The organism is Streptomyces sp. RKAG293, from assembly GCF_023701745.1.
Lineage (GTDB): Bacteria > Actinomycetota > Actinomycetes > Streptomycetales > Streptomycetaceae > Actinacidiphila.
This window is the reverse complement of the sequence record NZ_JAJOZB010000001.1, coordinates 8,306,060-8,328,215: the sequence shown is the minus strand read 5'-3', so window position 1 is coordinate 8,328,215 and position 22,156 is coordinate 8,306,060. Positions and strand designations below refer to the sequence as shown.

Below are 22,156 nucleotides of genomic sequence, written 5' to 3'. Positions count from 1 at the left end.
GGCGAAGTCCCAGCCCGAACCGGCACCGGCGGCTTCGGTGACGGCGCCCCGGGACTCGCGGCCGGGGCGGTGTGGCCGGTGGCCGGGGCGGCACCGGCCAGAACCCTGCTCGATGTGCTGGAGGCGTCCGCCCGGGCACATCCCGACGCTCCCGCCCTGGACACGAGCACGATCACGGGAGCGGGCTCGGGCTCGGGCCTCACAACCGACGCCGGTCCCGGACTGCTCGACTACCGCGCGCTGACGGCCCGGGTCACGGAACTGGCCGACCGGCTGGCGGCCGCGGGCATCGGCAGGGGCGACCGGGTCGGGGTGCGCGTCCCGTCGGGCACGGCGGAGCTGTATCTGGCGATCCTCGCGGTGCTGCGCACCGGAGCGGCCTACGTACCGGTGGACGCCGACGATCCGGCCGAACGCGCGGAGCTGATCTGGTCGGACGCCGCGGTGTGCGCGGTGATCGGCGCCGGCTGCGTGATCGTGCCGCGCCCCGCGCAGCGGCCCGGTGGCCGGCCGGGCCGCCCGGGACCCGACGACGACGCCTGGATCATCTTCACCTCCGGCACCACGGGCCGTCCCAAGGGAGTGGCGGTCAGCCACCGTTCGGCTGCCGCGTTCGTCGACGCCGAGGCGCGGATCTTCCTCACGGAAGCGCCGCTGGGCCCGGGTGACCGGGTGCTGGCGGGGCTTTCCGTGGCGTTCGACGCGTCGTGCGAGGAGATGTGGCTGGCCTGGCGGCACGGGGCGTGCCTCGTCCCGGCTCCGCGGTCGCTGGTGCGGGCGGGCGTCGACCTGGGGCCCTGGCTGGTCGAACGGGGCGTCACGGTGGTCTCCACCGTCCCGACGCTGGTGGCGCTGTGGCCCGTGGAGTCGCTGGCCCGGGTGCGGCTGCTGATCCTCGGCGGTGAGGCGTGCCCGGCCGAACTCGTCGACCGGCTGGCCGCGCCGGGCCGCGAACTGTGGAACACCTACGGGCCGACGGAGACCACCGTGGTGGCCTGCGCCGCGCTGCTGACGCCGGGCCGGCCGGTCAGGATCGGCACCCCGCTGGACGGCTGGGAGATCGCCGTCGTCAACGGCGAGGGCAAGCCCGTCGCCTGGCACGAGACGGGAGAACTGCTGATCGGCGGCGTCGGCGCCGCCCGGTACCTCGACCCCGCCAAGGACGCCGAGAAGTTCCGCCCGCACCCGTGGCTGCGCGGCCCGCGCGTCTACCGCAGCGGCGACCTGGTGGTGGCGGAACCCGAGGGACTGGTCTTCGTCGGGCGCGCCGACGAGCAGGTGAAGCTGGCGGGCCGCCGGGTCGAACTCGGGGAGATCGACGCGGCGTTGCGGGCGCTGCCCGGAGTGCGCTCCGCCGCGGCGGCCGTGCGGAACACGGCGGCGGGCGGCCAGGTGCTGGTCGGCTACCTCGTCCTGGACCCACCGGAGGGGAAGAAAGGACTGGACTCGACCGCCCTGCCGGATCCGCGGTTCGACCCGGGTGCGGCGCGCGCCCTGCTGCTCGAACGGCTTCCGGCGACGCTGGTCCCCGTCCTGGCCGTGGTGGACGAACTGCCGACCCGTACCTCGGGAAAGGTCGACCGTGCAGCCCTGCCCTGGCCGCTGCAGACGACCGCCGACGCCGGAGCGGACCCGGCGGGCGACGCCGCCGCGCTCGGGGAGACGGCCGCCTGGCTCGCCGGCAAGTGGCGCGAGGCACTCGGCCTGCCGGTCACCGGAGACAGCGACTTCTTCGCGCTCGGCGGCACCAGCCTGGCCGCCGCCCGGCTCGTCTCGGTCCTGCGGGAGCGGTACCCCGGGGTCTCGGTGGCGGAGGTCTACGGCCGCCCCCGGCTGCTCGACCTCGCCGCCCACCTCGACGAACTCGGCGGCGGCCCGCGCGAGGAACGGCGGGTGCGGCCGACCCCACGACGCGCCGGAGCCGTCCAACTGCTGGTGCTGTCGGTGCTGTACACGCTCGGCGGACTGCGGTGGATGCTCGGGCTCGCCACGGCCGACAACCTCATCGGGCCGCTGCCCTGGGCGCCGCACACCTCCTGGTGGCTGATCCTGGGCGGCTGGCTGGCGCTGTCGAGCGCCGCAGGGCGGGTGGCCATCGGCTCGGCGGCGGCCCGGCTGCTCACCGCCGGGATGCGTCCGGGTTCCTTTCCGCGCGGCGGCCGGGTCCATCTGCGGCTGTGGGCGGCGGAGCGGACGGTGGCCATGTTCAACATCGCCTCGCTGCTCGGCACTCCCTGGGCCCGGCACTACGCCCGCGCGCTGGGCTGCCGGGTCGGACGGGACATCGATCTGCACACCGCGCCGCCGGTGACGGGCATGGCCCGGTTCGGCGACGGATGCGCCGTCGAGCCGGAGGCCGACGTGGCCGGGTGGTGGCTGGACGGCGACGTCCTGCACCTGGGCGCCGTCGAGATCGGGGCCGGCGCCCGCGTCGGCACCCGGAGCACCCTGATGCCCGGCGCCCGGATCGGCGAAGGCGCCGACATCGCGCCCGGCAGCTGCGTACTCGGCGACGTTCCGGACCACCGGCAGTGGCACGGCTCCCCCGCCCGCCCCGTCACCGGCGCACCGCCGGCCGGTGACGGCTGGCCGCTCCCCGACCACCGCCGTGCCCGCCGCTGGGACCTCGCCTACGCGCTCGCCCTGCCGGTCTTCAACCTGCTGCCGCTGATCGCGGCGGCGCCCGCGCTGTGGATGACGTACCGGGCGGTCCGCGGCGAGGGGACGCTCACCGGAGTCCTGGTGCGGCTGCTGGTGCTGACCCCGCTGCTCATGGTGGTGGGCGTCGCGGCGTACGCGGGCCTGATCGTCGTCCTCGTCCGGCTGTTCGGCATCCCGGTGAAGCCCGGCCACCATCGCGCGCACGGCGGTGTCGCCTTCTGCACCTGGATCGTGTCGGGTCTGATGACCACGGCGCGCGGCTCGCTCTTCCCGTTCTACGCCAGCCTGTTCACCCCGGTCTGGCTGCGGCTGCTCGGCGCCCGGGTGGGCCGCCGGGTCGAGGCGTCCACCGTGCTGGCGCTGCCCGGCCTGCTGCGCGCCGACGACGGCGCGTTCCTGGCGGACGACTCGCTCGTCGCCCCGTTCGAGATCCGTGGCGGCTGGTTGCGGCTCGGCGCCGCACGGGTCGGCCGCCGGGCCTTCGTCGGGAACTCCGGCATCGTCGGCCCGGGGCGGGAGCTGCCCGACCACGCCCTCATCGGGGTGCTGTCCGACGCCCCCGAGCACGCCGAGCCGGGCTCGTCGTGGACCGGACGGCCGGGCTTCCCGCTGCCCCGTGTCGCGGACCACGCCGACCCCGGCCGTACCTACGACCCGCCCCGCCGGCTGGTGCTGGCCCGCTCGGCGGTGGAACTGTGCCGGGTCGTCCCGGTGTTGATCTCCGCGCTGCTGGGCGCCGGGTCCCTCGCGGCGCTGCAGGCCGTGTTCAACGCGTACGGGCTGCTGGCCGGCGCGGCCGTCAGCGGACTGGTGAGCGTGGGCGCGGGCATCGTCGCGCTGCTCCTCACGACGGCGGCCAAGTGGATTCTGGTGGGCCGCTTCCGCACGGGCGAGCACCCGTTGTGGTCGTCCTTCGTCTGGCGCAACGAGCTGTACGACAACTTCGTGGAAGAGCTGGCCATGCCCTGGCTCGGCACGACCCTGACCGGCACACCGTTCCTGAACGTCTGGCTGCGCAGCCTCGGTGCGCGCATCGGCCGCGGGGTGTGGTGCGAGAGCCACTGGCTGCCCGAGGCGGATCTGGTGCGGCTGGACGACGGTGTCAGCGTCAACCGCGGGTGTGTCCTGCAGACGCATCTGTTCCATGACCGGCTGATGCGTCTCGACGCGGTCCACGTCGGGGCGGGCGCCACGCTCGGCCCGCACTCCATCGTGCTGCCCGGCTCGGTGCTCGGCGCCGGAGCCTGCGTCGGCGCCGCCTCGCTGGTCATGCGCGGCGAGGGCGTGCCGGCGGGGTCCCGGTGGGTCGGCAACCCCGTCGCTCCGTGGCCGCGGCAGGCGCCGGGCACGGCGCCCGTCGACGGCGTGGACGCGGGGCGCCTCCGGATCCCGGGGCGGCCCCGTGATCCGGAGGACGGAACGTCCGGCTACGAGGCGAGCGTCTCGGTGGACACCCGCCACAACCGCTCGGCCGCTTCGGGGTCGAGGGCGTAGGGGGCGACGCCGCTGCGGCTGCCCGGCTCGTTGGGCGCGGCTTCGTTGCAGTCCTCGAAGTACCGGCCGCCGATGCCGTCGAGCAGCGGTGACGTCGCGACGAGCACGGAGGTGGCGGCGCCCTGCTCCGGCGTCTTCCACCGCATGGCGCCGCCACCGCTCTGGGCACGGAGCCGTTCGAGCTCCTCGTCGGTGATGTGCCGCTGCAGGTTGGTGCGGATCGCGCCGGGCATCAGGGCGTTGACGGTGATGCCGTCGTCCGCCCAGCGCTGCGTGGCCTCGACGGCGAACAGCACGTTGGCGGTCTTGGACTGCCCGTACGCGGCCCACGGCTCGTAGGCGCGCTCACGGAAGTGGATGTCCTCGAAGACGACCGGTGAGCGCAGGTGGGCACTGGAACTGACGGACACGACGCGGGCGCCGCCGGCTGCCGCGAGCGCGCCGTGCAGCCCGGTGGCGAGCGCGAAGTGGCCGAGGTGGTTGGTGGCGAACTGCATCTCCCACCCCTGCGGCGTACGCATTTCGGGGGAGGCCATCATGCCGGCGTTGTTGACGAGGATGTGCAGCGGGCCGTCCCACGCGGCGTTGAAGGCCGCGACGGACGCCTGGTCGGCGAGGTCGAGCGGCGCGACGGAGAGCTGCTTGTTGCCGGTGGTCGCGATGACGTCCTGGACGGTGCGGTCGCCCGCCGCCAGGTCCCGGACGGCCAGCGTCACCTCGGCACCGGCGCCGGCGAGCGCCCGGACGGTCTCGATGCCGATGCCGGACGCCCCGCCGGTCACGATGACCCGGCGGCCGGTGAGATCGACACCGGCCACGACCTCGGCGGCGGTGGACTCGAAACGGAACGGCGTGGCGAGGGGGGCGGGGGTGGCGGAAGTCATGATCATTCCCGTTCGCTCGGGGGTGCGGAGCGGGAGGCCCAGCCAGTAGGATTGGAAACGGAGGAGCCTCCACTAAGCACCACGATAAGCGGAGGATCCTCCGCTTCGCAAGTCGACCCACCGAGGAGGAACCGTGCCGGCCACCGGACCCCGCCCCCTGCGCGCCGACGCGCAGCGCAACCGCGACCGGGTGCTCGCCGCCGCCGTGCGTGCGTTCTCCCAGGACGGGCCGGAGGTGACGCTCGACGCCATCGCGAAGGACGCGGGCGTGGGCATCGGCACGCTCTACCGGCACTTCCCCACCCGCGAGGCGCTCGTCGACGCGGCCTATCACAACGAGCTCACCAAGCTGTGCGACGCCGCCGAGCGGCTCCTCGCGACGATGGCGCCGGACGAGGCGACGCGGACCTGGATGGATCACTTCGTCGACTACATGACGGCCAAGCGCGGCATGGCCGACGCCCTGCGGGCGCTCATCGCCTCCGGCGGCAACCCGTTCGCCCACAGCCGTGACCAGCTGGTCGCCGCCCTCACCACCCTGCTGACGGCGGGCGCCGCCGCCGGGACCGTCCGCTCGGACGTCGACCCCGGCGATGTCCTCGTCAGCCTGAGCGGGGTCTCCCTCGCGGCCGGCGAACCCGCCCAGCGCGAACTGGCCCGCCGGCTGCTCGATCTGCTGATGGACGGCCTGCGCTATCGCTCCGGCGCCCCCGCCTGACGGCCTGATCGCCTCAAAGCCCGACCGCCTGACGCCTGACGCCTGACCGACTGACCGCCTGTCGCCTGTCGCCCGACGCCCGACGCCCGACGAAACTCGTCCGCGGATTTCTGTTATCGGCCTCCGCCCGCCGGATCTCCTGTGTGTGCACCCGCACCCAGCAGACCCCGCACCGGAAAGTGAAGCCGCGTGAACCGTGAGACCCAGCCCCCGACGTCCACCCCGGAACCGGGCGCGAGCAGCGCCCCGTACCAGCAGCTCCCGGAGGGCCGGGGCACGCACTCCGCCGCCGGCCGGGGCCGCAGCGCCGGGCGGCACAGCGGGCGGAGCGGTCAGCACCGGGGGCGCCGCTCACGGTGGGCGGCGACCGTCGGCGGCGCCGCCGCGCTGATAGCCGTCGCGGGCGGCGGGTACACCGTGGTCCAGTCGACGACGGACCGGACCGACGAGACGCGTTCGGCCGCGGGCCCCGCTCCGGTCACGGACGCCCCCGATCCGGCGGGAACCCCGGGCGGCGCCTCGGCGGCCACGGGCTCGGCGGCCCCCGCCGCTCCTACCCGGAGCGCCTCCGCCACGACAGCCCCCTCCGCGCAGCGGCCGGGCACCCACCCGGCCACCACCGCGCCGCACACCACCGGAGCGGGCACCACCGGAACGGGCACCGGTACCGGGGGGACCAGCACGGGGGCGGGCTCCCGTAAGGCACCGTCCTCAAGCACGTTGTCCGGCGGCGGGACCACCGCCCAGTACGCGCGGCAGGTCGTGGAGATGGTCAACGCCGAACGCGCCCGGCAGGGCTGCAAGCCCGTCACCGTCAACGCGAAACTCCAGGCCGCGGCCCAGGCGCACTCCGACGACATGGCCGCCCGCAACTACTACGAGCACGACACCCCCGAGGGCGTCGGGCCGGGCGCGCGGATGACGTCCGCCGGCTACCACTGGAGCACATGGGGCGAAAACATCTACAAGAGCCCCAAGGACGCCCAAACCGCGATGGACGGCTGGATGAAGAGCCCTGGACACCGTGACAACATCCTCAACTGCGCCTTCAAAGAGATCGGCGTCGGCATCAACATGAGTTCGAACGGTCCGTGGTGGACCCAGGACTTCGCCGCGGCCTCCTGAGGTCACGGACGGTGCGAGGCAACACGGCACGAGACGGTGGACGGGAGCGGTCGGACGTGGAGCGGGACAGCGGGGCCGCGCTGGTGACGGCCGCCAGGGCCGGGGACGAGACGGCTCGCGAGGAGCTGGTCGCGGCGTATCTGCCGCTGGTCTACAACATCGTGGGCCGGGCGCTGGACGGGCATGCCGACGTCGACGACGTCGTGCAGGAGACGATGCTGCGGGTCCTGAGCGCCCTGCCCGACCTCCGCGATCCGGCGTCCTTCCGCTCCTGGCTCGTCGCCATCGCCATGAACCAGGTCCGCCGGCTGCGGTCGGCGAGCGGCACGCCCCGGGCCGACGGGCTCGACCAGGCGCGGGAGATCGCCGACCCGACCGCCGACTTCACCGACCTGACGATCTGGCGGCTCGGCCTGTCCGGGCAGCGCCGGGAGGTGGCCGAGGCCACCCGCTGGCTCGACGCCGACGACCGGGAGCTGCTGTCGCTGTGGTGGCTCGAGGCGGCCGACGTCATCACCCGCGAGGAGCTGGCCGCCGGGCTCGGGGTCCCGGCACGGCACGCGGCGGTTCGCGTCCAGCGGATGAAGGAGCAGCTGGAGACCGGCCGGCTGGTGGTGCGGGCGCTGGCCGCCGTGCCGCGCTGTGCCGAGCTGGCGGCTCTCGTCGCACCGTGGGACCAGGTGCCGTCCGCACTGTGGCGCAAGCGCATCGCCCGGCACGCCCGCGACTGCCCGGACTGCTCCGGGCGCGCCGCCGACCTGGTGCCGGCCGAGGGGCTCCTCGCCCGGCTCAGCCTGGTGCCCGTCCTCCACTCCCCCGGCCTCGGCTCCCCGTCCGGCTCACCGACCACAGCGCATGGCTCGGGTGGTTCCGGCAGTTCCGGCAGTTCCCATGGTCCCGGCAGTTCCCATGGCCCCGCCAGTGCGCACGGCTCCGGCGGATCGCACCGCTCCGGTGGCGGCTCGGGAGGCTCGCGCGGCTCGGGCTCGCGCGGAAAGCCGCCGCGCTCCCGGCTGCCCCGTACGCCGGTCGTCGTCGCCGGCGTGCTGCTGGTGACAGGTATGGCGGTGGTGGCCGTGCTGCGACTGGGGCCCGATCGGGCGCCCGCGGCACCGGCCGCCGCGCCGTCCCGGCCGGCCACCGCACCCGCGACCACCGCGCCCGCCCCCGTGTCCCCGGCGCCGACCGCGACGGCCGCTCCGACGACGAGGCCCGCGGTGCCGCCGCCCGCCCGTCCCCGGCCCACCCTCGAACAGCAGGTCACCGAGCTGGTCAACGCGCAGCGGGTGCTGCACGGCTGCCGCCCGGTGCGCGCGGACCCGAAGCTGCACGCCGCGGCGCAGGGCCACGCCGACGACATGGCCGCCCGTGGCTACTACGAGCACGACACCCCGGAGGGGTGGGGCCGGACGGGCGGATCACCGCGGCCGGATACAGCTGGAGCAGGTGGGGCGAGAACATCGACCGCGGGCCGTCGAGCGCCTCCCGGGCGGTCGCCGACTGGATGAGCGATGCCGCGCACCGTGACAACATCCTGAACTGCGGGTTCACGCACATCGGGGTGGGCGTCAACCTCGGCTCCGGCGGCCCCTGGTGGACCCAGGACTTCGCCGCCCACTGACTCCGGCGTGCGCTGGACACCGGGTCGTACGCTGGGCGGATGGAACTGACGGTGGCGGAAGAGCTGTTGTTGCTGGGCCGCGGCCCTGACGGCAGGAGCACCATGTCGGGACTGGTGGCCACCCGCGGCGTCGCGGGCGCCCTGCTCATCGAACTGGCGCTGCGCGAGCACGTCATCGTGCGGGACGGCAAGCTCGTCGCCGCCAAGGGCGACACCGGCGGCCCGGCCGACCCGGAACTCGACGCCCTGTACGAGCAGATCCGCGACGAGCGGCCGCGCAGCCCCAAGAGGTGGGTGCAGAAGGCGGAGTCCCGCCGGGTGAACGCACGGGTGCTGGCGGGGCTCGCCGCCAAGGGTGTGCTGCGCGAGGAGCCGCACCGGGTGCTCGGCCTGTTCCCGTCCACACGGTGGTCCGGTCAGGATCCGGCGCTGGCGGACGGTATCCGGGGGCGTCTCACCGCGGTCGTCCAAGGCGAGTCGCCGAACGCCCGGGACGCCGCGCTCATCGCCCTGGTGGATGCCTGCGGGCTCGCCAAGAAGCTCTTCCCAACCGTGGACGCCCACACCCGCAAGGCCCGCATCAAGGAACTGTCCCAGGCCCAGTGGGCCGCGGCGGCCGTCCGGGACGCGGTCGTCGCGGTACGGGCCGGTGTGGCGGCGGCCATCGCGTCCGCCAGCTCGGCGAGCTCGGGCGGCTGAGGTTCCCGCCCGGGCGGTCCGCCGACTCCTCTGACGAACCGTCAATCACCTCTTGACAGAGGTGATCCCGTACGTTGCACTGGCCTGGCTTGGATCACCCGTACGGCCCTCCGGCCGTACGCAGCGACGCCGGCGCGCACCGCCCGGTGGCGGACCACCCCGGGCTGGAGTTGGCGATGCGCGTCCGATCACTTCTTGTCGCGGTGCTGTGCGTACTGGGTGGTGCGGGGCTGACGGCCGCCCCTGCCGACGCCACCCCGGCAACCGCCCCGGCCGCCGCAACCGGCACCGCGTACTACGTGAACTGCGCGGGTGGCAACGACACCGCCGCCGGCACCTCACCCGCCGCCGCATGGCGGTCGCTGGCCAAGGTCGGCGCGACCGTGTTCGCGCCCGGCGACCAGATCCTGTTCCAGCGCGGGACGGCCTGCGCCGGGACGCTGGCACCGCAGGGCTCCGGGTCCGCGGGCAGCCCGATCACCGTGGACGCGTACGGCACGGGTGCCAGTCCGCTGATCGCCGGTGGCGGGGCGGCGCGGGCGGTGCTGCTGCGCAATCAGCAGTGGTGGGAGATCCGCAATCTGGAGATCACCAACAAGGGACCGGCGGCGGGCAACCGGCGCGGTGTCTCGGTGGAGCTGACCGACTTCGGCACCGCCCGGCACTTCGTGCTGGAGAACCTCGACATCCACGACGTCAACGGCGACGACACCAAGGACCTCGGCGGCAGCGGCGGGATCTACTTCGCCGTCAGCGGTGTGACCACGCAGACCGCGTTCGACTCCGTCACGATCAGGAATAACACGGTGCGCGCGGTGGACCGCGAGGGCGTCTTCTTCGTCTCCACCTGGAACCGGTCCGGCTTCGAGGCGCACAGCGCCGGCGTCTTCGTCCCCTGGACCGGCGTCGTGATCAGCGGCAACCGGCTGGCGGACCTCGGCGGTGACGGGATCGTCCCCGGCAACACCACGGGCGCGCTGATCGACGGGAACACCGTGGCCGGCTTCCAGCGGCGGTCCGCCGGCTACAACGCGGGCATCTGGGCGTACGACACCGACGACGCGGTGTTCCAGCACAACGAGGTCAGCGGCGGCGCCACCACCCGCGACGGCATGGCCTACGACGTGGACCAGGGCTCCGTCGGCACGGTCTTCCAGTACAACTACAGCCACGACAACGCGGGCGGATTCTTCCTGCTGTGCAACGCCACCGGCATCCTGCGCACCGCCGTCATCCGCTACAACATCAGTCAGAACGACTCCTACCGCGGCTTCGAGAACTGCTCGGGCGGCATCGAATCCGCCGACGTGTACAACAACACCGTCTCCATCGGTCCTGGGATCAGCCAGTCGGTGATCCAGGAGAACAACACCACCCGGCGCAACGTCAGATTCCGCGACAACACGGTGGTCAAAACCGGCTCCGGCACCGCGTCCATGACGCTGCGCGGCGGAGGCTACGTCCTGGACCACAACGACCTCGTCAACGTCTCCGGTGCGCCGGCCGGCGCGGGTCTGTCCGCCGATCCGCGGCTGCGGGCGGCGGGCACCGCCACGGACCGGTCCCACGCGGACGGCTACCAGCTGTGCGCCGGCTCACCCGCGCTGAACGCCGGTACGGCGATCAGCGGGAACGGCGGCCTCGACTACTTCGGCGGCCCGGTCGCGGCAGGCGCCCCGAACATCGGCGCCTACGCCGGTGCCGGGGTGAACTGCGACGGGCCCATCGTCTCCGGCGCCGCCTACGAGATCGGCCGCACCGGCGGCGCGCAGGCCGTGGACGTGCCCGGATCGTCCACGACGCCCGGCACCCAGCTGATCCAGTGGACCTGGCACGGCGGACCCAACCAGCGCTGGACCCTCACCGCGAACGCGGACGGCAGCTACACCGCCAGGAACGCCGGCTCCGGCCAGTGCATGGACGTCAACGGCGGATCGACGGGCGCCGGGGCCGCCGTCATCCAGTGGACCTGCACCGGCAACGACAACCAGCACTGGCGTATCGCCGCGGCCCCGGGCGGCGGCTTCACCCTCGCCTCGCAGCACAGCGGGCTGCTGCTCACCGCCGCCGGAACCGCCGACGGCGACGCCCTCACGCAGCAGCCGGCCACCGGCGGGGACGCCCAGCGCTGGAGCCTCACCCCGGCCGCGGCCTGACCGGATCCGCCCCGCCCGGTCCCGGCCGGCACGGCACTCGTACGCGCCGGCCCGCGGCCCCGTGGCGGACCGGCCGTGCCTGGAGTGGACAATGGAGGGAGCCGACCTCTTCACGCGCATCGCGCAGGGCCGGGATCCGGGATTTCTCGCGGGCTTAGAGGAGCACGGCCGATGGGCGCACCGCTTTTGCAACTCACCGGCGTGAGCCGCTCCTACGGAAAGCGCACGGTGCTGCATCCGGTGGACCTCTCGCTGGACGGCGGCCAGTGCGTCGCGCTGCTCGGCCACAACGGGTCGGGCAAGTCCACACTGCTGCGGATCGCGGCCGGTCGGGACAAGCCCACCAAGGGCAAGGTCACCTTCGACGGCCGGCCCATGACGGAGAACGACGCCCGGGTGCGGGCCCGGGTCGCGGTGGTCGGCGACACCGTGGCCTGCTACCCGGACCTCACCGTGCGGCAGCACCTGCAGCTCGTCGCGGTCGCGCACGGGGTGGAGGGGGCGGACGCGTGGATCGATCACGTACTCGCCGACCGGCTGCTGAGCGAGCACGCCAAGTCGCTGCCCTCGGGTCTCTCCTCGGGCCAGCTGCAGTCGCTGCTGCTGGCGTCCGCTCTCGTCCGGCCGCGGGATCTGCTGCTGCTGGACGAACCCGAGCAGCGGCTCGACCCCGACGCGCGGCGGCGGCTGGGCGACCTGATCGCCGCGGAGGCGGCCGACGGGGTGGGCGTCCTGCTGGTCACCCACCACGCCGAGCTGGCGCGGGCGGTCGCGGACCGGGTGCTGGTGCTGCGCGAGGGCAAACTGGTCGCCGACGGCACACCCGATGAGGTGCTGTCCGACGACGCGGCCGACACCACCTGGCAGACCGGCGTCGCGGGCGCCGCCCGGTGAGTACGACGACGCGGCACGCCGGGGAACAGGCCGGAAACGACGGGGCCGACGACGATCTCGACGACGGGCGGGACGCCTCCTGGGACGAGGAGGACGACTGGACCGCCGAGGCGCTGCTGCTGTTGCGCAATCTGCGCTCCCCGCACCGCCGCAAGCGCGCCGGCCAGGTCGGCTTCGCCGTCTACTGCGTACTGCTGATCCTGGTCGTGTGGGGCGTGCTCCCCGGCTTCAGCCTGTTCATCAAGAGCTCCATGGGCGCGGACTACACCGTGCACGGCGCGGCGATCCTCGCCGCCGTCCCGTCCGGGGTCTGCGCGCTGGCACTCGGCGCGCTGCTGGTCGCCGCGCGCGACGCGCTGTGGCGGGGACCCGTGGTGCCGCCGCGCGACACCGCGGACTGGCTGCTGACCCAGCCGGTGCGGATCTCCCGCATTCTGCTGCCGTGGTTCTGGCTGTCCTGCGGGGTGTCGCTGTCGGTCGGGCTGCTGGCCTCCATGATCGGCATGGTGACGCTGGGGCTGACCGTCAAGACCGGGCTCGCGGCCGCTCTCGCCTGGTGCGCGGTCGGCGGGGTGTGCGTACCGCTGCTCGCCACCGCGCTCGGCGTGGCCGTCGAGGCGCATGAGTCCGTCGCCCGGTGGGTGCGGACCGCGACCCCGTACGCGGGTCTCCTCGTCCTGGCCCTCGCCACGCAGAGCGGGCTGGCGGCGGCGGGTCACCGGGTGACCTGGCTGGAGCGGATCGAGCTGTGGTCGGGCCCGTGGGGCTGGAGCGGCATCGCCGCGCTGTCACCGACCCCGGCCGCCGTGCCGGGCGGCCCGGTCGCGGCGCTGCTGTCGCTGGCCGCCACGGCGGCGGCCGTCGAGCTGGCGCGGCGGGCGGCGGGTTCGCTGCCGCTGGCCACCGTGCGGCAGCGGTCCCGCACCACGACCGGTGTGCTGGCCGCCCTGCAGACCGTGGAGCTGCGCACCGCCCGCCAGGTCGCCGCGGGGGCCTCCGGGACGCCGCGCCCCGCACGGCTGCGACTCCCCGCGCCACGCCACGCCGCCCTGGCCGTGCCCTGGCGCGACGCGCTCGCGCTGCTCCACGCCCCCGGCCGGCTCGGGCGTTCCGTCCTGCTGTCCGTACTCGCGGTCCTGAGCGCGGTCGTGGCCGCCGACTCGCGGCACGCCGGAGGCGTCGCGGCCACGGCCGCCGCGCTGGTCTTCGGCTACTGGGCCGTCGCACAGCTGCTGGAGCCGGCCCGGCTGGAGACCGACGACACCCGGCGCGGTTCGTGGTCCCCGTATCCGTACGGCGGTCTCATGCTGCGGCACACCATCGTGCCCGTGGCCCTGGGGCTGCTGTTCGCCCTGGTCGCGGGGGTCTGCGTGGCGCTGCTCGGCGGCGGGGTGCGCGTCGCGCTGGCGCCGGCCGTGGTGCCGGCGTTCGTCGCCGCCGGCCTGGTGAACGCCTGCCGGGGCGTGTCCAAGCAGCATCTGCTGCTCTCACCCGCGCAGAGCCCGACCGGCAGCGTCGGCCCGGTGCTCTTCCTGGCCTGGTACCTGTCGGGCCCGCTGGTGGCCATCGCCGCGCTGATCGTCCCCTTCGTACTGGCCCTGCACGCACCGACGGCTCAGCATCTGCTGCTCACGGTGTCCGTGAGCGCGGCCGTCACCGCGGGTCTGCTGCAGTGGGCGTACGCACGGGCCGGGAAGCTCCTCGAATGACCGGTGGGGTGGTGCGCCGCCGGTCGGCCGGCGCACCGCGTCCGGCAGGCTGGGCGGCATGAACGTTCCCACCCGCGCCGCGTGGCTGCGCGCCGGGATCAGCCGCGACGGCGGACCGCTCCGCGAGGACCGCCAGGTGGTGTGGCTGCAGGCGGGCGCGTACTACGCCGACAGCCGCGGCTTCGCCGGCCGTACCTCGTACGACGGTGAGCAGGTCCGCTTCCACCACGACGTGGGCGAGGCCGGCGACGACACCGGCACGCTCAGGCAGGACGGCGAGCACCTGACCGAGACCGGCACCAACCCCGACGGCAGCACCTTCCGGGAGATCTGGGGGCCTCTCCCGGACGGTGGCGGCCCGTGCGGGGCCTGGCGGGCCGGACCGGTCCAGGTCGTCCGGGTCGGCGCGCACGTCGTGCACGTCGACGACACCGGCGGGACCTATCTGCTGCTGCCGTCGCCCCGCTCCCGCTGAGCGTTCACTGCGAGGAGAACGCCGCGTCGAACGAGGCGGCGGGCGGCTCGATCGCCGCCAGGCGGCGCACGAAGGCCAGGGCCTCGGGGGCGCCGAGCAGCCGGTCCATGCCCGCGTCCTCCCATTCGACGCTGAGCGGCCCGGTGTAGCCGATGGCGTTCAGCGCCCGGAAGCTGTCCTCCCAGGGAACGTCGCCGTGCCCGGTGGAGATGAAGTCCCAGCCGCGCCGGAGGTCGGACCACGGGAGGTGCGAGGAGAGCCTGCCGCGCCGCCCGTCCCCGGTGCGGACCTTGGCGTCCTTGCAGTCGACGTGGTAGATCCGATCGGCGAAGTCGAGGATGAAGTTCACCGGGTCGAGGTCCTGCCAGACGAAGTGCGAGGGGTCCCAGTTGAGGCCGAAGGCGGGCCGGTGGCCGATCGCCTCCAGGGCGCGGACCGTTGTGTAGTAGTCGTAGGCGATCTCCGACGGGTGCACCTCGTGGGCGAAGCGGACGCCTTCGGTGTCGAAGACGTCGAGGATCGGGTTCCAGCGGTCGGCGAAGTCCTGGTAACCCGCCTCGATCATGGCGGCGGGCGCGGGCGGGAACATGGCGACGGTGTGCCAGATCGACGAGCCGGTGAACCCGACCACGGTGTCGACGCCCAGCAGCGCGGCGGCGCGGGCGGTGTCCTTCAACTCCTGTGCCGCACGGCGGCGCACCCCTTCGGCGTCGCCGTCGGCCCAGATCCGGGCGGGGAGGATGCCCTGGTGGCGCTGGTCGATGGGGTGGTCGCAGACGGCCTGGCCGACGAGGTGCGTGGAGATCGCCCAGACCTTGAGGTGGTGCTTCTCCAGCATCTCCAGCCGCCTCGGCACGTAACTGCTGTCGGCGAGGGCGCGGTCGACCTCGAAGTGGTCGCCCCAGCAGGCGATCTCCAGGCCGTCGTAACCCCAGCCGGAGGCGAGCGCGCAGACCTCCTCGAAGGGCAGGTCCGCCCACTGGCCGGTGAAGAGGGTGACGGGACGGGGCATGGCGGTCCTCCGGCAGGAAGCGGGTCGGTCCGGTCGTCGGCTGTCGGACGGCCGGTGGGAAGCGGGGCGGCGGCGCCTGTCGGCGGCAAGAGCCACCACCCCGCGCTGAGGGGGGCGGTCGGGCGGGGCCCAGGGTCAGCCGACCGGCGTCCACCGGCTGTCGTCGCACGCGCTGGCCTCGACCGCGGCCAGCACCCGCTGCACCTGCAGTCCGTCGGCGAACGACGGCGCGGGATCGGAACCGTCCCCGATCGCCTGCACGAAGTCGCGGACCTCATGGGTGAAGCTGTGCTCGTAGCCCAGGAGATGGCCGGGCGGCCACCAGGCACCGGCGTAGGGGTGGTCGGGTTCGGTGACGAGGATGCGGCGGAAACCGGCGGTCCGCGCGTTCTCGGTGTGGTCGTGGAACCAGAGGTCGTTCATCGACTCGAAGTCGAAGGCCAGTGACCCCTCGGAGCCGTTGAGTTCGATCCGCAGGGCGTTCTTGCGCCCCGCGGCGAACCGGGTGGCCTCGAACGAGGCGAGCGCGCCGGCCGCGGTGCGCGCGGTGAACAGGGCGGCGTCGTCCACCGTGACCGGACCCGTCCCGCCGGACGCCGCTCCCGGCGCGAGCCCGTCCGAGCTTCCGGCGAGCGGGCGCTCCCTGACGAACGTCTCGGTCACCGCCGAGACGCCGGTGATCCGGGACCCGCCGACGAACTGCGCCAGGTCGATGATGTGCGCGCCGATGTCGCCGAGGGCGCCGGAGCCCGCCCGTTCCTTCTGCAGCCGCCACACCAGCGGGAACAGCGGATCGGTGATCCAGTCCTGGAGGTACTGGGCGCGGATGTGCCGGATCCGCCCCAGTCTGCCGTCGGCCACCAGCCGGCGGGCGAGCGCGATGGCCGGCACCCGCCGGTAGTTGAAGCCGACCATGGAACGGACACCGCGGGCAGCCGCCCGTTCCGCGGCCGCCGTCATCGCCTCGGCCTCGGCGACGGTGTTGGCGAGCGGCTTCTCGCACAGCACGTGCTTGCCTGCCTCCAGCGCGGCGACGGCCAGCTCGGCGTGGCTGTCGCCGGGGGTGCAGATGTCCAGGACGTGGATGTCGTCGCGGACCAGCAGCTCCTTCACATCGGTGACGGCCTCGGCCCAGCCGAGCTGTTCCGCGGCGCGCGCGACGTCGGGACCCGACCGGCCGGCGACAGCCACCATCGCGGGGCGGCGCGGCAGGTCGAAGAACGCGCCCACGGACCGCCAGGCCTGGGAGTGGGCGCGCCCCATGAAGGAGTACCCGACCAGGCCAACGCCGAGGGCCGGTGGCTGCGCTGAGGACATCGTCGTCGATCCCTTTCCGTCGTTCGTTTCTGTCGTTCGTTGCCGTGGTTCGTTTCCGTCGTTCGTTCTTTCCGGAGCGGCCGCGCCGCCGTCCGGCCGGGGTGTTACGAGAAGCCGACGGCCATGTACTGGTCGACGTTCTCCTTCGTCACCACCGCCGAGAAGGTGGTGACCGAGGCGGGGACCTCGTGCTCGACGAGGTCGGCCATGCCATGGCCCTGGGCGATGAGCCGGGCGACGGTGATCGAGGACGACGCCATGCTCGGGCTGTAGAGCACCGTGGCCTTCACCGGGCTGTCGTCGGCCTTGATCGACTCCATGGCCTTGCGGGAGCCGGCGCCGCCGACCACGACGAACTCCTTGTCGCGCTGCGCCTGCTTGATCGCCGCGAGCACGCCGATGCCCTGGTCGTCGTCGTGGTTCCACATCGCGTCGATCTTCGGAGTGGCCTGCAGCAGCTGTGCGGTCACCCGCTGGCCGGTGGCGGCGGTGAAGTCGGCGGCCTGCCGGGCGGCCAGCCGCAGCCCGTTGGCGGCCAGCGCGTCCTTGAAGCCCTTGCTGCGCTGCTGGGTGAGTTCGAGGTTGTCGATCCCGGCGACCTCGACGATGACGGGGTCGGTCTTGCCCGCCGCCTTCATCCGGCGGGCGATGAAGGTGCCGGCGTTGACGCCCATGCCGTAGTTGTCGCCGCCGATCCAGGTCCGGTAGGCCAGTCCGCTGGCGAAGATCCGGTCCAGGTTGATCACCGGGATGCCGGACGCCATCGCCTTCTTGGCGATCTCGGTGAGGGCCTTGCCGTCGAAGGGCAGGATGACGAGCGCGTCCACCTTGGCGTCGATCAGCGACTGCACCTGCTGGATCTGCGCGGCGACGTCGTTGGTGCCCTCGGTCGCCTTGAGCGTGACGTCGGAGTACTGCTGGGCCTGCGCCTTGGCGTTGATGGTGATCGCGGCGGTCCAGCCGTGGTCGGCGGCCGGGGCCGAGAACCCGATGGTGACCGCCTTGCCCGCGGTCGCTCCCGACGAGGACGCGCCGGCCTTCACCTGCGGGGCGCTCTTGTCGTTGTCGCTGCTGTTGGTGCATCCGGTGAGGAAGGCGCCCGCGCCGATCGCCGCCCCGCCGAAGAGGACGTGTCTGCGGTCCAAGCTGGTGCTCATATCGGTCTCCCAATCAGGTGGTGACGGACCGGCCACGGCCCCAGCGCTGGATGAGCAGGACGGCGATGATGATCGCGCCCTGGGCGATCTCCTGGATGGGGGTGGTGAGGTTGTTGAGGATGAACAGGTCGGTGATGGTCGTGAAGACCAGGACGCCGAGGATCGAGCCGAGCACGGAGCCGAAGCCGCCGGTCAGCAGCGTCCCGCCGACGACGACCGCGGCGATGGCGTTGAGTTCGTAGAGCATGCCGTGGGTGCTCGCACCGGTGTTGGCCTGCGCGGTGAGCATCACGGCGGCGATGCCGCAGCAGAAACCGGAGACCACGTAGAGCAGACAGGTGTGCAGCCGGACGTTGATGCCCGCCAGCCGGGCGGCCTCCGGGTTGCCGCCGACGGCGAAGGTGCGGCGCCCGAACGTGGTGCGGTTCAGCACCAGCCAGCCCAGCACGACGACCGCGGCGAAGATGTAGACCAGCAGCGGCATGCCCAGCCAGCGGGTCTCGGCGATGGACAGGAACGTGTCCGCGGTGACGATCTGCGACTTGCGGTCGGAGAGCTGCTCGGCCAGACCACGGGTGGCCACCATCGTCGCCAGCGTCACGATGAACGCGACCAGCCGCCCGTAGGCGATCAGCAGACCGTTCAGCAACCCGCAGAGCGTGCCGACCAGTACGGAGGTGAAGATCATGACGGCCGGGCCCTGGGCCTGGCTGCCGGTGGTGGTCGACCACACCGACGCCAGCGCGATCAGCGCGCCGACCGAGAGGTCGATGCCGCCGCCGATGATGACGAACGTCATCCCGACGGTGACCACCCCGATCACGGCGGCGAGGCTGAGGATCAGCACCATGTTGCTGGTGGTCGCGAAACTGCTGCCTTTGGTGACGGCCCCGATGGCGCACAGGATGCCCAGGGCGATCACCAGCGCCAGGTGTCGCAGCGCCCCGGCGCCCCGGCCGCCGCCGGCTCCCCCGCCGAGGCCCCCGATGCCGCCGATTCCGCCGATCCCGCCGAGCGAGGCGAAGGGCCCAGTGCGTACGCCCTCCTTGGCGGCGTGCGCGGCGAGCTCCTCCACCCGGCGGTGCTCGTCCGCCTCGGGAACGGCGGCGGGAACGCTGGCGGGAGTGGAGAGGTCCGGGGCGGGGGCGTGTGGTGTGTCGCTCATAGCGCGCTTCCTTCCATCACCAGGTCGAGGACCCCGTGTTCGTCGATGTCCACCGCGTCGCAGGCGTGGATCACCCGGCCTTCGCGGAGTACGAGGATCCGGTCGGCAAGCCCGAGTACCTCCGGCACCTCGCTGGACACCAGCACGATCGCGAGACCCGCGTCGGCCAGCGCTCTCATCTGCGTGTACAACTCACTGCGGGCGCCGACGTCGACGCCCCGGGTCGGTTCGTCCAGCAGCAGCACCTTGCAGCGGCGCAGCAGCCAGCGGGCCAGCACCGCCTTCTGCTGGTTGCCGCCCGACAGGGTGCGCACCGGCCGCTCCGGATCGTCGGGGCGCAGCTGTACGGCGGCGATCTGCCGGACCGCGTCGGCCGATTCGCGGCGGCGGTCGAACCAGCCGTAGCGGGTGTAGCGGCCGAGCGAGGCGACGGTGATGTTGCGTCCGACGCTCTCCAGCATGAGCAGCGCCTGCGACTTGCGTTCCTCGGGGGCGAACCCCATGCCCCGGCGGACGGCCGCCGTGGTGCTGCCCGCGCGCAGGGGCGCACCGTCGAGCAGGACCCGGCCGGCCAACGGGGTGCGGGCGCCGTAGATCCCCTCCAGGATCTCGGAGCGGCCGGAGCCCACCAGTCCCGCGATACCGACGATCTCGCCGGCCCGGACGCTGAACGAGACGTCGTGGACGCGGCCCGCCACCGACAGCCCCTCGACGCGCAGCACTTCGGGACCGCCCTTGCGCATTCCCGGCGCGGGCCGGCGGGGGAAGGTGTGCTCCACGGCGCGGCCGGTCATCAGGGCGACCACGTCGGCGGTCGGGGTGGTGCGGGCGGGCAGCCCGACGGCCCGGGTGCGGCCGTCCTTGAGGACGGTGATGCGGTCGCCGATCTCGCGGATCTCCTCCAGCCGGTGCGAGATGTAGACGACGGCCACCCCGGTGGCGGCGAGCTCGCGGATGATCCGGAAGAGGTTGGCGACCTCGTCGTGCGCGAGGGCGGCGGACGGTTCGTCCATCACGATCAGCCGGGCGTCGTGCGACAGCGCGCGGGCCATGCTGACGACCTGCTGCGCGGCCGCGGGCAGTTGGCCGACCGGTCGCGACGGCGGGATCTCGGCGTGTCCGAGGCGTCCGAGCAGCGCGCGGGCGCCGCGGTGCGTCTCGCCGCGCCGGGTGACACCGAAGGAGGCCGGTTCATGGCCGAGGAAGATGTTCTCGGCCACGCTGAGGCCGGGCACGAGGTCGAGTTCCTGGTAGATGGTGGCGACGCCGAGCCGCATGGCGGCGGTGGGGTGGGAGAGCCGCACCGGCTCGCCCTGCCAGAGCAGTTCACCCGCGTCGGGGTGGTGGGCGCCGGACAGCACCTTGATCAGCGTGGACTTGCCGGCCCCGTTCTGCCCCAGCAGACAGTGCACTTCGCCGGCGCGGACCTCGAGGTCCACCCCGTCCAGAGCGCGGACACCCGGGAACTCCTTGACGATTCCCCGCATCGCGAGCAGGGGTGGATCTGCGGTGGCGGTCACGGAGACCTCCTCGGTGGCGCCAGAAAGCGGCGGTACGTAAGCGGCTGTGGTGCTGAGCGGCGGTACGTGTGCGGCTGTGCGGCGGAGCGGCACCGGTCCTGGCGCACCTCTGTGACCTGCGATTACCGGTCGATTAAGGTGGCGTGAGGGGCAGTCGGAACCTTGACTCCCCGGTGCGGTGCGACTTAGTTTGTGGTCGCGACTAACGACTGTCAATGCTTCGCACAAAGGGGTGTGCCATGCGGCCCGTCAGCAGCGGAGCTGTCGACTTCATCGATGTCCGGGAGACCAATCTCGCCGTCGTTCTGCGCTTCATCCGCCGCGAGGCACCGTGTTCGCGGGCCGAAGTGGCCGCCGGTACCGGGCTGAACAAGGCCACCATCTCCAACATCGTCGCCGAGCTGATCACCCGCGGCATCGTCGTCGAGGTGGGGGCGAGCGAGGAGCGGCGGATCGGCCGGCCCGCCGTCATGCTCACCCTCGACGGCCGGCGCTTCACCGCGCTCGGCCTGGAGGTGAACGTCGACTACCTGTCGGCGGTCATGGTCGACCTGGCCGAACGTGACGTCCTGACCTGGCACGAGCCCGTCCAGGCAGCCGAGTTGGGCGCTGAGGGCTGCGTCGTGCGGCTGGCCGATCTGGCCCGCCGGGCGATGGGTGAGATGGCGCGCCAGCACCGCGAGGTGCTCGGCATCACGATCGCGGTCCCCGGTCTGATCGGCACCTCGGACGGCGAGGTGGCGGAGGCGCCGAACCTCGGCTGGCACGAGTTCCCGCTCGTCGACCGCTTCCGGGAGCAGCTCGACGACAGCAGCGTCGCCCTGTCGCTGGACAACGACGCCAACCTCGGGGCGGTCGGCGAGTACCGGCGCGGGGCGATGGCGCACACCCAGAACCTCGTCTATCTGACCGGTGAGGTCGGGGTGGGCGGTGGCGTGATCATCAACGGCGCGCTGATGCGCGGCTCTTCGGGGTACGGCGGCGAGGTCGGGCACATCACGCTGATGCAGGACGGGCCGCTGTGCGGCTGCGGCCGCAGGGGCTGCTTCGAAGCGCTGGTCGGCATCGGCTCGATCATCCAGCAGGCGGCGCCGGACCTGGCCGGCAGTACGGCGCAACCGCTGACCGACCTGGCCGCGAAGGTCGCCGAGGTGGCCCGCCGGGCCGAGGCCGGCGACCCGCGGACGACCGCCGCGCTGGTCCGGGTCGGCGAGTGGCTGGGCCGCGGATCGGCGATCCTGCTCAATCTGTTCAACCCTCAGGCCCTGATCCTCGGCGGCTACTTCGTGACGCTGGCGCCCTGGATCATGCCGCCCGCCCGGCGCACGCTCGCCGCGCACACCATCGCGCCGAACCTCGGCGGCTGTCAGGTCGCGCTGTCCACCCTCGGCTTCACCGCGGCGGCCAGGGGCGGAGCGTCGTCGATCATCGACGCCATCGACACCGCGCGGCTCCCGCTGCCGCGCGGCGGCTCCGCGGCACACCGATAACCGGTGCGGGACCTCTTGACGACGGCCCTCACCCCACTTACTTTCTCCCCTCAACTAAC

General features: G+C 73.3%; 15 protein-coding genes and 1 pseudogene. 10 read left to right on the top strand and 6 right to left on the bottom strand.

Going from position 1 to position 22,156, the window contains the following annotated elements; genetic code table 11:
* Positions 1 to 69 precede the first annotated feature (69 nt).
* Positions 70 to 4,155 (top strand): Pls/PosA family non-ribosomal peptide synthetase, encoded by a 4,086-nt coding sequence (locus tag LNW72_RS36700; RefSeq protein ID WP_250980453.1) that lies wholly within the window; start codon positions 70 to 72, stop codon positions 4,153 to 4,155.
* Here the strand turns inward: LNW72_RS36700 and LNW72_RS36695 are convergent.
* On the bottom strand, positions 4,089 to 5,039 hold the full coding sequence (locus LNW72_RS36695) for an SDR family NAD(P)-dependent oxidoreductase (protein ID WP_250979346.1): 951 nt from the start codon (positions 5,037 to 5,039) through the stop codon (positions 4,089 to 4,091). The genes LNW72_RS36700 and LNW72_RS36695 overlap by 67 nt on opposite strands.
* A gap of 133 nt (positions 5,040 to 5,172) precedes the next feature.
* On the opposite strand from LNW72_RS36695, the gene LNW72_RS36690 reads away from it, so the two are divergent.
* From LNW72_RS36690 to LNW72_RS36655, 8 genes and pseudogenes are all read left to right on the top strand, one after another.
* Complete coding sequence (locus tag LNW72_RS36690; protein ID WP_250979345.1) at positions 5,173 to 5,757, top strand: TetR/AcrR family transcriptional regulator; 585 nt, start codon at positions 5,173 to 5,175, stop codon at positions 5,755 to 5,757.
* A 189-nt stretch (positions 5,758 to 5,946) separates the two neighbouring features.
* Positions 5,947 to 6,882: a CAP domain-containing protein gene (locus LNW72_RS41830; RefSeq protein ID WP_250979344.1), complete on the top strand. Its 936-nt coding sequence runs from the start codon at positions 5,947 to 5,949 to the stop codon at positions 6,880 to 6,882.
* Positions 6,849 to 8,503 (top strand): annotated as a pseudogene (locus LNW72_RS36680) (sigma-70 family RNA polymerase sigma factor). Before LNW72_RS41830 ends, LNW72_RS36680 begins: the two are co-directional and overlap by 34 nt.
* 39 nt (positions 8,504 to 8,542) lie before the next feature.
* Positions 8,543 to 9,202, top strand: a complete 660-nt coding sequence (locus LNW72_RS36675; RefSeq protein WP_250979343.1) for a GPP34 family phosphoprotein — start codon at positions 8,543 to 8,545, stop codon at positions 9,200 to 9,202.
* An 89-nt stretch (positions 9,203 to 9,291) separates the two neighbouring features.
* The gene (locus LNW72_RS36670; RefSeq protein WP_250979342.1) at positions 9,292 to 11,358 is read left to right on the top strand and encodes an RICIN domain-containing protein; all 2,067 of its coding nucleotides are present in this window, start codon (positions 9,292 to 9,294) and stop codon (positions 11,356 to 11,358) included.
* Between the two features lie 171 nt (positions 11,359 to 11,529).
* Positions 11,530 to 12,252, top strand: a complete 723-nt coding sequence (locus LNW72_RS36665; protein ID WP_250979341.1) for an ABC transporter ATP-binding protein — start codon at positions 11,530 to 11,532, stop codon at positions 12,250 to 12,252.
* A complete protein-coding gene (locus LNW72_RS36660) occupies positions 12,249 to 13,961 on the top strand; it encodes a hypothetical protein (protein WP_250979340.1) in 1,713 nt (570 codons plus the stop codon). Before LNW72_RS36665 ends, LNW72_RS36660 begins: the two co-directional genes overlap by 4 nt.
* 58 nt (positions 13,962 to 14,019) lie before the next feature.
* Positions 14,020 to 14,436, top strand: coding sequence for a hypothetical protein (locus tag LNW72_RS36655; RefSeq protein ID WP_250979339.1), 417 nt, complete (start codon positions 14,020 to 14,022; stop codon positions 14,434 to 14,436).
* A gap of 4 nt (positions 14,437 to 14,440) precedes the next feature.
* Here LNW72_RS36655 and LNW72_RS36650 read toward each other — a convergent pair whose 3' ends face one another.
* From LNW72_RS36650 to LNW72_RS36630, 5 genes are all read right to left on the bottom strand, one after another.
* Positions 14,441 to 15,448 (bottom strand): sugar phosphate isomerase/epimerase family protein, encoded by a 1,008-nt coding sequence (locus LNW72_RS36650; RefSeq protein WP_250979338.1) that lies wholly within the window; start codon positions 15,446 to 15,448, stop codon positions 14,441 to 14,443.
* 135 nt (positions 15,449 to 15,583) lie between these two features.
* A complete protein-coding gene (locus LNW72_RS36645; RefSeq protein ID WP_250979337.1) occupies positions 15,584 to 16,765 on the bottom strand; it encodes a Gfo/Idh/MocA family protein in 1,182 nt (393 codons plus the stop codon).
* A gap of 104 nt (positions 16,766 to 16,869) precedes the next feature.
* The gene (locus LNW72_RS36640; RefSeq protein ID WP_250979336.1) at positions 16,870 to 17,922 is read right to left on the bottom strand and encodes a substrate-binding domain-containing protein; all 1,053 of its coding nucleotides are present in this window, start codon (positions 17,920 to 17,922) and stop codon (positions 16,870 to 16,872) included.
* Positions 17,923 to 17,935: 13 nt separating this feature from the next.
* Entirely contained in the window at positions 17,936 to 19,087 is a 1,152-nt protein-coding gene (locus LNW72_RS36635) for an ABC transporter permease (protein ID WP_250979335.1), read from the bottom strand.
* Positions 19,084 to 20,574, bottom strand: a complete 1,491-nt coding sequence (locus LNW72_RS36630; protein ID WP_250980452.1) for a sugar ABC transporter ATP-binding protein — start codon at positions 20,572 to 20,574, stop codon at positions 19,084 to 19,086. The genes LNW72_RS36635 and LNW72_RS36630 overlap by 4 nt, the downstream gene beginning before the upstream one ends.
* Positions 20,575 to 20,846: 272 nt before the next feature.
* Here LNW72_RS36630 and LNW72_RS36625 point away from each other — a divergent pair, with 272 nt between their 5' ends.
* Entirely contained in the window at positions 20,847 to 22,097 is a 1,251-nt protein-coding gene (locus tag LNW72_RS36625; RefSeq protein ID WP_250979334.1) for an ROK family transcriptional regulator, read from the top strand.
* Positions 22,098 to 22,156 lie beyond the last annotated feature (59 nt).

Bases quoted from the DNA above. Each gene is read 5' to 3' on its own strand.
- LNW72_RS36645 (WP_250979337.1), bottom strand. From the start codon at position 16,765: ATGTCCTCAGCGCAGCCACCGGCCCTCGGCGTTGGCCTGGTCGGGTAC.
- LNW72_RS36655 (WP_250979339.1), top strand. From the start codon at position 14,020: ATGAACGTTCCCACCCGCGCCGCGTGGCTGCGCGCCGGGATCAGCCGC.
- LNW72_RS36625 (WP_250979334.1), top strand. From the start codon at position 20,847: ATGCGGCCCGTCAGCAGCGGAGCTGTCGACTTCATCGATGTCCGGGAG.
- LNW72_RS36675 (WP_250979343.1), top strand. From the start codon at position 8,543: ATGGAACTGACGGTGGCGGAAGAGCTGTTGTTGCTGGGCCGCGGCCCT.
- LNW72_RS36635 (WP_250979335.1), bottom strand. From the start codon at position 19,087: ATGAGCGACACACCACACGCCCCCGCCCCGGACCTCTCCACTCCCGCC.
- LNW72_RS36665 (WP_250979341.1), top strand. From the start codon at position 11,530: ATGGGCGCACCGCTTTTGCAACTCACCGGCGTGAGCCGCTCCTACGGA.
- LNW72_RS36630 (WP_250980452.1), bottom strand. From the start codon at position 20,574: ATGCGGGGAATCGTCAAGGAGTTCCCGGGTGTCCGCGCTCTGGACGGG.
- LNW72_RS36640 (WP_250979336.1), bottom strand. From the start codon at position 17,922: ATGAGCACCAGCTTGGACCGCAGACACGTCCTCTTCGGCGGGGCGGCG.
- LNW72_RS36650 (WP_250979338.1), bottom strand. From the start codon at position 15,448: ATGCCCCGTCCCGTCACCCTCTTCACCGGCCAGTGGGCGGACCTGCCC.
- LNW72_RS36695 (WP_250979346.1), bottom strand. From the start codon at position 5,039: ATGACTTCCGCCACCCCCGCCCCCCTCGCCACGCCGTTCCGTTTCGAG.